Source organism: Bacillus sp. AFS002410 (assembly GCF_002556365.1).
In the GTDB taxonomy this organism is placed as follows: domain Bacteria; phylum Bacillota; class Bacilli; order Bacillales; family Bacillaceae_G; genus Gottfriedia.
On record NZ_NUEU01000002.1, the window covers coordinates 182168 to 196656 of the forward strand.

At 34.5% G+C, this 14489-nt stretch carries 12 protein-coding genes; all 12 read right to left on the bottom strand.

Annotation, left to right across the window (positions count from 1 at the left end):
- Positions 1 to 6: 6 nt before the first annotated feature.
- Positions 7 to 3579, bottom strand: a complete 3573-nt coding sequence (gene smc, locus CN692_RS02845; protein WP_098117503.1) for a chromosome segregation protein SMC — start codon at positions 3577 to 3579, stop codon at positions 7 to 9.
- Between the two features lie 240 nt (positions 3580 to 3819).
- Positions 3820 to 4563 carry a ribonuclease III gene (gene rnc / locus CN692_RS02850; RefSeq protein WP_098117505.1) on the bottom strand — a complete coding sequence of 248 codons (744 nt, stop codon included), beginning with the start codon at positions 4561 to 4563 and terminating at the stop codon, positions 3820 to 3822.
- 95 nt (positions 4564 to 4658) lie between these two features.
- Positions 4659 to 4892, bottom strand: coding sequence for an acyl carrier protein (gene acpP, locus CN692_RS02855; protein ID WP_025568936.1), 234 nt, complete (start codon positions 4890 to 4892; stop codon positions 4659 to 4661).
- 67 nt (positions 4893 to 4959) lie between these two features.
- Positions 4960 to 5703, bottom strand: coding sequence for a 3-oxoacyl-[acyl-carrier-protein] reductase (gene fabG / locus CN692_RS02860; protein WP_098117506.1), 744 nt, complete (start codon positions 5701 to 5703; stop codon positions 4960 to 4962).
- The gene (gene fabD / locus CN692_RS02865; RefSeq protein WP_098117508.1) at positions 5697 to 6647 is read right to left on the bottom strand and encodes an ACP S-malonyltransferase; all 951 of its coding nucleotides are present in this window, start codon (positions 6645 to 6647) and stop codon (positions 5697 to 5699) included. Before fabD ends, fabG begins: the two co-directional genes overlap by 7 nt.
- Before the next feature lie 13 nt (positions 6648 to 6660).
- Positions 6661 to 7656, bottom strand: a complete 996-nt coding sequence (gene plsX / locus CN692_RS02870) for a phosphate acyltransferase PlsX (RefSeq protein ID WP_098117509.1) — start codon at positions 7654 to 7656, stop codon at positions 6661 to 6663.
- A gap of 13 nt (positions 7657 to 7669) precedes the next feature.
- Complete coding sequence (fapR, locus tag CN692_RS02875) at positions 7670 to 8236, bottom strand: transcription factor FapR (RefSeq protein ID WP_098117511.1); 567 nt, start codon at positions 8234 to 8236, stop codon at positions 7670 to 7672.
- A 103-nt stretch (positions 8237 to 8339) separates the two neighbouring features.
- The gene (gene recG, locus CN692_RS02880; protein ID WP_098117513.1) at positions 8340 to 10388 is read right to left on the bottom strand and encodes an ATP-dependent DNA helicase RecG; all 2049 of its coding nucleotides are present in this window, start codon (positions 10386 to 10388) and stop codon (positions 8340 to 8342) included.
- The gene (gene sdaAA / locus CN692_RS02885; RefSeq protein WP_098117515.1) at positions 10388 to 11269 is read right to left on the bottom strand and encodes an L-serine ammonia-lyase, iron-sulfur-dependent, subunit alpha; all 882 of its coding nucleotides are present in this window, start codon (positions 11267 to 11269) and stop codon (positions 10388 to 10390) included. The genes recG and sdaAA overlap by 1 nt, the downstream gene beginning before the upstream one ends.
- Before the next feature lie 16 nt (positions 11270 to 11285).
- A complete protein-coding gene (gene sdaAB / locus CN692_RS02890; protein ID WP_098117517.1) occupies positions 11286 to 11948 on the bottom strand; it encodes an L-serine ammonia-lyase, iron-sulfur-dependent subunit beta in 663 nt (220 codons plus the stop codon).
- Between the two features lie 297 nt (positions 11949 to 12245).
- Positions 12246 to 13934: a DAK2 domain-containing protein gene (locus CN692_RS02895; protein ID WP_098117519.1), complete on the bottom strand. Its 1689-nt coding sequence runs from the start codon at positions 13932 to 13934 to the stop codon at positions 12246 to 12248.
- Positions 13935 to 13956: 22 nt separating this feature from the next.
- Positions 13957 to 14319, bottom strand: coding sequence for an Asp23/Gls24 family envelope stress response protein (locus CN692_RS02900; RefSeq protein ID WP_088069388.1), 363 nt, complete (start codon positions 14317 to 14319; stop codon positions 13957 to 13959).
- Positions 14320 to 14489 lie beyond the last annotated feature (170 nt).

Consider the following 14489-nt stretch of genomic DNA (forward strand, 5'->3'; position numbering starts at 1 on the left):
TCCTTTCTAATTACCATTCGATAGTAATGCTTCACCTTCATCTAAACGGACAGATACAAGAGTTGAAACACCGTATTCTTGCATTGTTACTCCGTATAGCACATCACATTCTTCCATCGTTCCTTTACGGTGTGTTATGACAATAAACTGCGTTTGTTCACTAAAGTATTTTAGGAATTTTGCAAATCGAGCTACATTGGCTTCGTCTAGTGCAGCTTCAACCTCATCAAGTACACAGAAAGGTACTGGACGAACTTGTAAAATGGCAAACAATAATGCGATTGCCGTAAGTGCTCTCTCACCGCCAGATAAAAGACTTAAATTTTGAAGTTTTTTACCTGGTGGCTGCGCGACTATATCAACACCTGTTAATAATAAGTTTTCTGCATCCGTCAGTATTAAATCCGCTCGGCCTCCACCAAACAGTTGTGTAAAGACGACTTGGAATTTTTCACGAATTGCGGAAAAACTTGATTCAAAGCGCTTCGTCATTTCTTCATCCATTTCACTGATTACATTGTAAAGTGTAGTTTTAGCTTCGTTTAAATCAGTTCTTTGTTCCTGTAGAAAATCATGACGCTCAGAAACTCGTTCATACTCATCAATTGCACCGATATTAACAGTACCTAGTTCTTCGATTGAACGTTTTAAAAGTTTTACTCGCTTACTTGCCTCATCAACTGTCATTTCTAATGTATATTTTACTTTTGCCGCTTCATAAGTCGTCATATACGTAACATTCAGTTGTTGTAGGCGGTTTTCTAATTCAACATCAAGTCGATTACTATTTACTTCTTGTTGCTTTAACAAATCAGAAAGTGATTTATATTGACGTTGCTTTTCACGTAAAGACTGAACATAATCTTCTAACTCTGTTTGGTAAGCAATTCGTTGCTCTCGACGTTTCGAAATGATTTCAGTTGTTTTTGAAAATTCATTTCGAGTTTCAGAAATTATTTTCTCCAATTCTTCCTTACCATTTTCATTTGTCATAAGTTCGCTTGATAAGAAAATAATTTTGTCCCTTGTTTCTTCAAGAACCTGCTTTTGTTTTAACTCATTTTCTTCAAATTGACGAATTCGTTCGATACTATAACTTAATTTTTGTTCTTCCTGTGCGAGAGAAATTTTAAAACTTGTTAACTTTGATTGTAATTCATCTTTTATTTCTTTTTGATTTAGTTTACGTTCAGTTAATTCATTAATCTTCTGCTCTTTGGTAATAATCTCTTGTTTTATATTAGCTTCTAATGTTGCTAATTCCCCTAGACGGTCTTTTACCTTTATTAAATCACTTGCTGAGCTACCCATTTCTAAATCATAGATTGCTAAAGCATCATTGATATTTTTTTCTTGAAATTCGATACTTTTTAATTGTTCCATAATCGAATCAATTACTTGCTTAACCGAATGCATTTCACCATTTAAGCTTTGGGCTTCAGTAGTTTTTTCTTGATACAACGCTTTAAGTGTTTGGACTTCACGTTCTACTGAAGTAGTCTTTTCCTGCATATCATCAAGCTTAATCGTTATTTCCTCTAACTCTCTTTGTCTCCCAATAAGTGAGGCATTTGTTGTTCGTACTGCACCACCGGTCATAGCACCACCCGGATTGACAACATCACCTTCAAGCGTGACAAAGCGATAACGATGACCAACGAGCTTAGCAAGTTCATTGGCACTCTTTAAATCTTGAGCTATTAAAACAGTCCCAAGTAAATTTTGAACTACTTGTTCATATTCATTTGAATAACTAACTAGCGATGAAGCAACGCCGATGAAAGAAGGATTTCTTTTTAAGCTATCAATTAGATTTGATGGCACAGAACGAGCTTTCACAATATTCATTGGTAAGAATGTAGCTCGACCAAGTCGTTGCTGCTTTAAAAATTGAATTGCTCTTCTAGCATGCTCATCATTTTGTACAACAATTTGTTGTGTAGCCGCACCTAGCGCAATTTCAATCGCAGTTTCATATTGTTTATTCGTTGAAATAAGTTCAGCAATTGCACCTTTAATACCTTCTAATCTCGTGCCTCTTGCTTTTAAAATTTCTTTAACGCCTTGATTAAACCCAGCAAAGTCTTCTTGAAGTTCTTCAAGAGTTTCTTTACGTGACTTTGTTTGTTGAATAAATTGATAAGCATTAGATAATAATTCTTCTTTTTCCTTTAATACATCTGTAGTTTCCTGAAGTTGAATAGTTGAAGATTCAAATTTTTCATTTAATGCTTGAAAATTAAGATCAACTTGTTGTTTCTCATTAAGCAATTCTGTTTTTCTATGTTGTAATTCTTCTCTTTGACGAATGTATTTTTCATTTTCTACATCTAATCGACTCGATTTTACAGAGAATTGTTGACTTTGTTTTTCGAGCATTGTTTTTTCATTTTTAATCGATGCTTGATTATTTAAGAGTTCGATATAATCTGATTTAATCAATTCGATTTGTTCTTCAATATCTCCCTCATAGGAAGTAATTTCATTTTGAATGTCAACAATACTCGTTTTAGTTTTATTTACATTTTGACGAGATAATTTTTCTTGTGCTTTTTCAGTTTCGATTAATATTTTAGTCACGTTAATTTGTTCAGTAACTTCATCTACTTGTTTTCTTAATTGTTCAGATTGAGTCGAAGTATTTCTTTTTCGTTCCTTCATTAACTCTTTCTGACCTTCATATTTTTCCAAGTTTTTCGTTACGGTTAATAAGACTTGTTGCAATTGATCAATCGACTCATCTAATGCAGTTAATTTGTCTTGTAATTCATGTTGCTTTGATTCATCTATTGAAATCTCCGTCGATAATGAGATTTCGATATCAGAATTTTGTGCAATTTCTTTTTTTAACTCTTCCCATTTTTGATGGAGCGATTCAATTTCGTATACTAATAGAGCAGCTTCAACCTTCTCTAACTCATCTCTATGTTCTATGTATTCTTTTGCAATTGAAGCCTGCATTCGTAGTGGTTCTATTTGGGAACCTAATTCAAATAAAATATCATCCACACGATTTAAATTTTCTTGTGTTTCAAATAATTTCGCTTCAGCTTTTTTCTTTCGAGTTTTATACTTTAAAACTCCAGCCGCTTCTTCAAAAATCCCTCTTCGATCTTCCGGCTTACTACTTAAAATTTCTTCGACCTTTCCTTGAGAGATAATAGAGAACGCTTCTCTCCCTAGTCCAGAATCCATAAATAAATCAACAATATCTTTTAATCGACATGATTGTTTATTAATATAAAAATCACTATCACCCGAACGGTAAACTCGTCTTGTTACACTTACTTCGCTATATTCAAGTGGTAATTGCTGATCTTCATTATCTAATGTGAGCGTAACCTCTGCATAATTTAAAGGCTTTCTTCCTTCACTGCCGGCAAAAATGATATCTTCCATTTTTGCTCCGCGCAATGATTTAACAGACTGCTCACCTAGAACCCATCTGATTGCATCTGTAATATTACTTTTACCACTTCCGTTTGGTCCTACTACTGCAGTAACACCTTTTACAAAATCTATCGTAACTCGCTGAGCGAATGATTTAAATCCAATTATATCTAGTCGTTTGAGGAACAACTGAATTCCCCCTTTTTGATTTAATTATATACACAAAAACTCCCCCATAAAAGGGGGAGCAGATTGCCCGCCAAACGCTCGCTTTCAATGCTTCGCCGTCTTTTGCGGTGCGCGATTACCATTAAAGATAACTTTCGCTCCTCGAAAGTATTCATGCATTTATATGTCAAGCGCTTGCAATCAATCTAAAAATCAAGTTTTATCGTTTATTTGGCAAGCTTCTACTAGATTTTAAGAAATCTATTTACTTGACTCTTTTAGTTTTATTAACGCTTCTTTAGCTGCCTGTTGCTCAGCTTCTTTTTTAGATCTTCCACTACCAATTCCTAATGTTTCTCCATTTAATAACACTTTAGAAACAAATTCGCGGTTATGAGCAGGTCCTTTTTCTTGTAGTATTTTATACTCTATTGAACCTGTAGAATCTCTTTGAACAAACTCTTGTAATTGACTTTTAAAATCCATCACATGCGAAAAAGCACCATCGTTTATTTTTGGGAATATATGAAGTGATAAGAAGTTAATAACTGTTTGTAGTCCTTGATCTAAATATAATGATCCAATGAATGCTTCAAAAACATCTGCTAAAAGTGCCGGACGTGTCCGACCACCTGTCATTTCTTCACCGCGACCAAGTAAAATAAATCGACCAAAATCTAATTCGTTCGCAAATTTTACTAACGATGGTTCACAAACGATTGCGGCACGTAACTTAGTTAACTCGCCTTCACTCATTGTGTCATATTTTTGGAATAAATATTGTGAAACTGTAAGTTCTAAAACAGCATCCCCTAAATATTCTAATCTCTCATTATCTTCATATGGTTTTTTACGATGCTCATTCACATAGGATGAATGTGTAAACGCTTGAATAAGCAAGCCTTCATTATTAAACATAATGTTAATTTGCTTTTGGAAATTTACAAAATTCTCTTTTTCATGATCAGATAGTTTAAATTCTCTTACTCTTCTTGAATGCGGCATATTTACCTCCAACTAAAAAACAGTTTGATATGCTGCTAAACCTACTAGTTAAGAAAATGATGAGAAGTCCCGCATAAAATACGGGACTTTTCTCATTACATGTTGCTCTCTATGTAGTTCACAACATCACCAACTGTGACGATTTTTTCAGCATCTTCGTCTGAAATTTCTAATTCAAACTCATCTTCTAATTGCATTACTAATTCAACAACATCTAATGAGTCTGCGTCTAAGTCTTCTTTGAAACGACTTGTAATTTGGATCTCAGATTCTTCTACACCTAAACGGTCAACAATAATCTTTGATACACGCTCTAATACGTCTTGCATTATTATTCACCTCCCCCCAAAGATTGTCTACTTAAGCATTATACATAAAATTTAGGCAAACGCCAAACTAAATCATTACAAGTCCGCCATCAACATTAATTGTTTGTCCTGTAATGTATCTACTAGCATCCATTGCTAAGAATACTACTGCATGTGCGATATCTTCTGGTTGTCCAAATGATTGCAATGGAATATTAGATAACATTTGTGTTCTAACTTGCTCATTTAATTCATTTGTCATATCAGTTTCAATAAAACCAGGTGCGATTGCATTAACTGTAATATTTCTTGAAGCTAATTCTTTTGCAGCCGTTTTTGTTAAGCCTAATACACCAGCTTTAGCTGCTACATAGTTCATTTGTCCAGGATTACCAATTTGTCCTACAACTGAACTAATATTAATGATACGGCCATTACGTTGACGAGTCATAAACTTCGCTGCTGCTTTAATACAGTTGAATACACCTTTTAGGTTCGTGTCAATTACATCGTCCCAATCAGCATCTTTCATACGTAATAAAAGACCGTCTCTAGTAATACCTGCATTGTTTACTAGTATATCAATACTTCCGAATTCATCAACAGTATTTTTTACTAATGCTGCAACTTCTTCACTATTTGATACGTTTGCTTTATATGCAATCGCTTTTACTCCAAGAGCTGTAATTTCCTCTACAACTTTAAGAGCAGCAGCCTCATTACCAGAATAGTTAACAACTACATTTGCACCATTTTTTGCTAAAGATAAGGCGATTGCTCGTCCAATACCTCTAGATCCACCAGTTACTAAAGCAACTTTACCATTTAGCATGATTTCATTTCCTCCCACTCATTTAAAAACTGGTTTAATGTTTCAACATCATAAACATTTACTAATTTAGATGATGGAGAGATTGCTTTTACTAATCCAGTTAAAACCTTACCAGGACCAATCTCAACAAATGTATCAACACCTTGGTTAACTAATTCTTGAATTGATTGATTCCATTTAACTGGTGAGTATAATTGATTAACTAATAATTCTTTAATTTCATTTGCATCTGTCACAACGTTCGCAGTAACATTTGAAATTAATGGAGTTACACAGTCATTAACATTTATTTTACCAAGTTCATTTTGGAAATCTTCACTTGCAGGTTTCATTAATGATGAATGGAAAGGTCCACTTACCTTTAATGGTAGTACACGTTTTGCTCCAGCTTCTTTAAGTAAGCCAGAAGCGATTTGAACGCCTTCTGCATCTCCTGTAATAACAACTTGTGTAGGAGAGTTATAATTCGCAATTCCTACAGAGTGACCATTTTTATTTACTTCAGAAACAACTTCTTCAATTTTTTCTGGAGCTAAAAATAATACCGCTGCCATAGCACCTTGACCTACTGGTACAGCTTTCTCCATTAATTGACCACGCTTATGAACTAATTTAACACCATCTTCAAAAGAGATCGCATCTGCCGCTACAAGTGCAGTAAATTCACCTAAACTATGTCCAGCAACGAAGTCTGGTTTAATGCCAGCTTCTTTTATTTTCTCAAGCATTGCAATTGAAGTAGTTAAAATTGCAGGTTGTGCATGATATGTAGCAGTTAACTCTTCATCTGTCCCATTGAAAATAATATTAGAAAGGCTGAACCCTAAGTGTTCATTAGCAGATTCAAATATTGCCCCACACTCATTATAGCTTTCAGCTAGATCTTTACCCATTCCTACTTTTTGTGATCCTTGTCCAGGAAAAATAAACGCCACTTTACCCAATGGAGTGACCCCCTTATGCTTTTGATTCGATTTTCTCCATGTGATCACTTACTTGTTTTATCACATCATGTTCAACCATCGTTTTAGTTTGCTTAATTGCACTAAAAATACCTAAAGCATCAGAACTACCATGCGCTTTAATAACAGGTGATTTTAAGCCAAATAATGCTGCTCCACCATATTCAGCGTAATCCATTTTCTTTTTTACGCCTTTTAAGTTTGGTTTTAATACAGCTGCTGCAAGCTTTGATGTGAAATTAGTAAGCATCGCATCTTTTATTAACGAAAACATTGCAAGCGCGGTACCTTCAATCGCTTTTAAGGCTATATTTCCAGTATACCCATCAGTAACAACAACATCTGCAACTGAGTTCATCAAGTCCCTTGCTTCAACATTTCCGATAAAATTCAAATTAGATTCTTTTAGTAACTGAAATGTTTGTTTAGTCAGTTCATTTCCTTTTTTATCTTCAGTACCGACATTTAATAAGCCAACAGTTGGATTATTAATTCCTCTTACTTTTTGGGCATAGATAGACCCCATTATCGCATATTGAAGTAAGTGATTTGCTTTTGCATCGACATTTGCTCCAACATCAAGGAAAACAAAGCCTTTGCCGTCTAAAGTAGGCATTGTAGGTGAAAGGGCAGGTCTTTCTACACCTTCCATTCGACCAACAACTAAAAGTCCTGCAGTCATTAAAGCTCCAGTATTTCCCGCGGAAATACATGCATCAGCATTACCTTCTTTTACTTGATTTGCCATTAAAACCATTGAAGCATTTTTCTTTCTTCTAACTGCTCTAACTGGCTCCTCAGTACCTTCAATCACTTCATCTGTATGGATAATTGTTATATTTTTATTATTGGTTAAGAATGGTTTTATTTTTGATTCATCACCAATCAAAGTTATATGTATATCATTTAATTTTTCAACTGCAAGCATCGCACCTTCAACGATTGCTTTTGGGGCATGATCGCCACCCATTGCATCGATTGCTAACTTCATCCTAATTCACTTCCTATTCTTCAATACTTCGGTGATACATTTCAAATAAGCCTTGGAATACATGCTCTTTTTCAACGTATCCATTGATATCAACTGTTGTACGCCTCGGATCTCCTGTTTGCGGTAAAACCTTCGCCTTAGCAATTACTCGATCATTTGTTCTTACTGGTTTAATAAAAACAAAATTTGACTTAGCAGTTAATGCTAAATCATCATGAATAACTGCAACAGCTAAAGAATTAGCTTGTGCAAATAGGTGATGACCACGTGCAATACCATTCCTACTAAAAGTATGCTCTTCCTTCACATCAAATATCGAAATCGCACTTTCGTTTAAATGGATATCAATCACTTCACCGATTATTTCATCTACAGGTAGTGATTTTACATCTTCCAATTGCTGAGTTGCAACATTTTTGATACGTTCTCTTAGCTCAGGAATTGATAATTCAAGACGATCAAGACGAATAGTTTGTATGCTCACAGATAATTGACTAGCTAAATCTTCATCTGTAATAAACGGATTTTCTTTTATAATTTTTTTTAACAATTCATGACGATCTTTTTTATTTCTTCTCATATTACATACCTCTACTACCAATTTGTGACCAGGTATTAAATACAGTTTATATTAAAAATCCATGTATTACAATAGTTTTTTGACAAACTTTTAATACCTAGTACTAATCTAATTTTTCTGAATCAAATATTCCCGTTCGTTCTAAGTACGTTCTTAACACTTGATATTTATTAGCTTTCCAAAAAACATCTGAATTAACTAATAATGTAGCATCATTTCTTGCAACCTCTAGAGCACGATAATCATGTACCATATCAGCCATTTTAAATTCAGGTACTCCACTTTGTTGTTTCCCAAAGAAATCTCCTGGTCCTCTAAGCTCTAAATCCTTTTCGCTTAGCTCAAAACCATCATTTGTTTCCGTCATGATTGTTAGTCTTTCTTTCCCTACTTCACTTTTTGGATCTCCTACTAAAACACAATACGACTGCTCAGAACCACGTCCAACTCGCCCTCTTAACTGATGTAATTGTGAAAGTCCAAATCGATCAGCGTCATAAATAACCATTACAGTTGCATTAGGAACATTTACACCTACTTCTACAACCGTAGTTGATACTAAAATTTGAACTTCATTTGCTGCAAAGTCCTTCATTACTTCATCTTTTTCAGAAGAGGAGAGCTTCCCATGCATTAATCCTACCTTTGCCATATTTTTATAATGGAATGATAGTACACTATGCAAATCTAATGCATTTTGAAGATCTAGTTTTTCAGATTCTTCAATAAGGGGGCAAATCAAATATGCTTGTCTCCCGTTTTTGATCTCTTTACCTATAAAATCTAAAACACGATCAAACATTTCTTGTTTAACCCAATACGTTTCTATTTTCTTACGTCCAGCCGGATATTCGTCAATAATCGAAACATCCATTTCTCCAAAAGCAGTGATCGCTAACGTTCTAGGGATCGGAGTCGCTGTCATAAATAAAACATCAGGGAAATAACCTTTTTCTCTTAACACTCTTCGTTGACCAACACCAAATCGATGTTGCTCATCTGTTATGACAATCCCTAATTTATTAAATTGAACCTCATCTTGAATTAAAGCATGCGTACCGACTAATATATGAACGTCTCCGTTTTTTAATCTTTCGAGAATCTCACGACGCTTTTTTCCTTTTACTGAACTAGTAAGAAGTTCAACTTTCATATCTGTATGCTGTAGCATTTTTGATAACGATTCAAAATGTTGTTCAGCTAAAATTTCTGTAGGTACCATTAATGCCCCTTGATAGCCATCAAGTGTACATGCATATAAAGCAATGGTAGCGACAACAGTTTTTCCGGAACCAACATCACCTTGTAATAAGCGATTCATGCGATACGGACTTTCTAAATCGTTGAATATTTCTTGTACAACTCTATTTTGAGCTGATGTCAGAGGAAATGGTAGGGATTGGATTAGTTGTTGAATTTTATCATTTTTTAATACTTTTGAAATGCCTTTAGACTGATTGCGTTGAATTTTTCGAAGGGCTTGCATTTTCAACTGAAATAGAAAAAACTCTTCATAAACAAAACTTCTTCTAGCTTGTTTTAAACTATTTGCATCGATCGGATGGTGAAGCAATCTCATCGTTTCTGAACGATTCAATAGTTTATAATTATGAATTAATTCTGTTGGTATTAAATCATTTATTAAATGTCCAAACTTTTTAAATGACTGGTCAACAAATTTTCTCATAGTTTTGACAGACATTTTCCCTTTAATTGAATAGACAGGTTCAATTTCATGGCTATTCGTACGAGCACCAAAAACAAGCTCAGATAAAGTAATAGATTGTTTATGTTGATCCCATTTACCAGTAATCGTTACGTGTTCATTTAAATTTAATTTCGTTTTAAAATAAGGTCGATTAAAACAAATAACAGTAATTAAGTAACGATCTACTAAGACTCTAAATGTTAAACGTGATTTGTTCTTACCAAAATATTGAAGAAGAGGAGCGCTATGAACAATCCCTTCAACTGTCACGCGCTCTTCATGTTTTACTTCTGATAACTCTTTATTTCGATAATCCTCATATCGATATGGTAAATACTCGATTAAGTCATTTATTGTAAAAATACCCATATCGTTTAGCTGTATTTCCGTTTCCTCACCAACACCACTTAATATAGATACTTTTTGTTCTAATTCAATACTCACTATTTTTTTAGCGAAACACCAAATATCTTTGCTTCTAATTCTCGTCCTGTTGGCGTTGCCGCTAGTCCTCCTTCTGCAGTTTCTCTTAGAGCAGATGGCATTGTTTGTCCAATTCGATACATAGCATCAATTACTTCATCGCATGGAATACGACTTGTAATACCAGCTAAAGCCATATCTGCAGCTACCATTGCATTTGCAGCACCCATTGCATTTCGCTTAACGCAAGGAACCTCTACTAACCCTGCAACTGGGTCACAAACTAAACCAAGCATATTCTTTAATGTAATAGCAAATGCTTGAGCACTTTGACTTGGAGAGCCTCCAGCCATTTCTACAATCGCTGCTGCAGCCATACCACTAGCAGAGCCCACTTCGGCTTGACAACCACCTGCAGCACCTGAAATAGACGCATTATTAGCTACAACAAAACCGAATGCCCCAGAAGCAAATAAGAATTCGATCATTTGCATTCGAGTAGGATTTAATTTATTTTTTACTGCAAAAAGTGTACCTGGCACTACCCCAGCAGACCCTGCTGTAGGAGTCGCACAAATTGTACCCATTGCAGCATTTACTTCATTTGTCGCAACTGCTTTACTTACGGCATCTAAAAGTAGAGTACCCGAAAGAGAATTTCCTTTGGCAATATAATTTTGAAGTAATACAGCATCTCCACCAGTTAATCCTGTTGGCGAATGCACACCTGCTAACCCTCTTTCAACTGCCTTTTCCATAACTACAAGATTTTGATCCATTTTCGCGATAATTTCTTCACGACTTCTCCCAGTAAATTGCATCTCTTGTTGGATCATTATTTCTGAAACTTTTACATTTTTAGATTCAGCTAATTCTACTAATTCTGCAACATTTTTAAACATTATTATCCCCCTCTCCTTAATCAACCATTTTCGTAACGCGAATGATATGTGGTAAAGATTCTATTTCTTGTATTACTTTTTCATCTAAGTCTTGGTCAACTTCGATTGCCATTAATGCTATTTGTCCTACTTCTTTACGTGAAACTTCCATATGACCAATATTCACAGCATACTTCATCAGTACATTTGTTACACCTGCAATTGAACCGAAGCGATCATTATGCACGACAAGTATTGCAGGGTAATTACCCGAAAGCTTAAGTTCAAATCCATTCAACTCAATAATTTCAATTTTTCCACCACCAATTGAAATTCCTACTAATTCAAATGGTTGATCGTCATCTAGTATTGTAATTTTTACTGTATTTGGATGTTCAGTAACTGCATCTTCCTCAACGAAATCAACAGACATTCCATTTCCAGTAGCAATTTTTAATGACTCTGGAATACGCTCATCAAATGTATCAAAGTCTAATAATCCACCGACTAGTGCTACATCTGTACCATGTCCTCGATAAGTTTTAGCAAAAGAACCATATAATGAAATTAAAACCTTCTTTGGTTCTTTTCCATAAAGATTTCTCGCTACACGGCCAATTTTAGCCGCTCCAGCTGTATGTGAACTTGATGGACCAATCATAATTGGACCAATAATGTCAAAAACACTTTTATATTTCATCACGTTTCCCCCATTACGTTAATTAAAAGCGTGTTAATTTAGTTTTTCTTACGTATTAACAATTCATTTATATAAAAAATTGTATTAAAGACAAAACAATGTCCACCTTATAGTGTAATACGAATTTCTACAGAGTTCTACGTTATTTTACATTAGTCGTTAAATAATGTGCAAAAAAAAAGAAGCATCTCTTCATTTCTTCCTTATGTGATTATAAAATTTGCCATTTTATACTTCTCTTTACAAAAAAAGTGTAGAGAAATTTTACAGATTTCTCTACACTTTTCTTACTTTATTTTATTCGATTGAAAAAATATACGAATACAATGGTTGATTTCCATTATGAACTTCGATTTCTAAATGATCAAAGCTTTCTTCAGCAAATTCAACTAATTTTGAAATTTCTTCGTCAGATACATCTTGACCGTATAAAATCGTTAAAATTTCAGACTCTTCATCAATCATATCTTGCAATAATTTCTTTGCAGCCTCAAATTGATTCGCATCTGTTGTTACAATCTTACTTTCAAGAATCCCCATGAAATGATCCTTCGTTATTTCCACACCATCAATTTCAGTATCTCTAACAGCATATGTTATTTGACCTGTTTTAACTGTTTTTAATGCTTCTTGCATCCCTACTTTATTTTCATCTAATGACGCCGTTGGATTAAATGATAATAATGCAGTCATTCCTTGAGGCACTGATTTACTCGTCACAACAGCAACATTACATTCTGCGACTGACGCAGCTTGTTCAGCAGCCATCACGATATTCCCGTTATTAGGAAGGACAATGACGTTTTTGGCGTTACACTGTTCGATCGCTTTTACAATGTCTTCTGTACTTGGGTTCATTGTTTGACCGCCCTCGATCACAACAGTTGCTCCAATGCTTTCAAATAATGCTTTAATGCCTGAACCCATTGCTACAGTTACAACCCCAAATTCTTGTTGCTCAGTAGTTTGGATAGACTCATTTTTAGAAGGAGACTCATTTGAAACCTCTTCATGTAGTAAGCTAGTATGTTGTTCGCGCATATTCTCTGCTTTTAATTTTAAAAAGCTTCCAAATCGTTGACCTAAATTAAAAACTTCACCAGGGTATTCAGCGTGAATATGAACTTTTACAATTTCATCATCCGCAACAACTAATAGCGAATCACCCCATGCACTTAACTCTTTACGGAAAGTATCAATGTCAAACGGTTGTTTTTTTAATTTATCTTTTTCAAAACGCACCATAAATTCAGTACAGTAGCCATAGACAATGTCCTCAGTATTTAACATACTTTGTACATTACGATGTTCTGCTTCCACAAGCTCCTCTAGTGAAAGTGTCGCTTCAGCACCTTCTAAAGAAATTTCTTCACCTTTTAAAGATGCTAAGAATCCTTCATATACAAGGACTAAACCTTGACCACCACTATCAACTACACCAACTTGTTTTAATACAGGTAATAAATCTGGAGTACGATTTAATGATGCTTTTGCTTCAACAATTGTTTCCTCAAGAAATGGAATAAACTCTTCATTAGTTTTAGCAATTACAACCGCTTTTTTAGCCGTTTCTCTTGCAACTGTTAAGATTGTACCTTCAATAGGCTTCATAACAGCCTTATAAGCAGTCTCTACACCCGCTTCTAAAGCTTGCGCAAAATCAGCTGTTGAAATTGTATCCTTAGCTTCGATTGATTTAGAAAAACCTCTAAATAATTGAGACAGGATAACACCAGAATTTCCACGCGCTCCCATTAGTAAGCCTTTTGCAAAGCTTTGTCCAACTTTTCCTACATGATGATTCGGTTTTTCTTTTACTTCTTTTGAACCAGAAGTAATCGAAAGATTCATATTTGTTCCAGTGTCACCATCAGGTACAGGAAATACATTTAATGAATCTACAAATTTTACATTTTTCGTTAAGTTATTTGCACCTTGAATCACCATATCTGCAAATAATTTACCGTCAATACGTTTTATCGACACAAATTCTCCTCCTTAATGCGTCTTACAGGTTTGCTACTTTTACACCTTGAACAAAAATATTGACTGAGTCAACAGACAAGCCTAATGTTTGATCAAGTGTATACTTCACTTTATTTTGTACGTTATTAGCAACTTCTGAAATCTTTGTACCATAGCTTACAATTATGTACATATCGATATTAACGTCTTCACCAATTTGGCGAACAATAACACCTTTTGTAAAGTTTTCTTTTTTTAGGATTTCAGTAAGACCATCCTTAATTTGTTTCTTAGAAGCCATTCCAACAATACCGTAACAATCAATGGCAGCTCCACCAGCAATTGTAGCGATTACATCTGTACCAATCTCGATTGTTCCATATTGCGTTTTCATTTCTAATGACATAATTTGGTCCCCCTTATTTGGATAATCCATGTATAGTTAGTTATACTACTTACTTATTATTGTATACCTTTTTCCAAAATAATTCTATTGACTCACTTTTATTATTAGCTTTTTAATAATATTCATGGTTAATTATAGAAAATACAATTTTTTATGAATTTCTTTTAAGG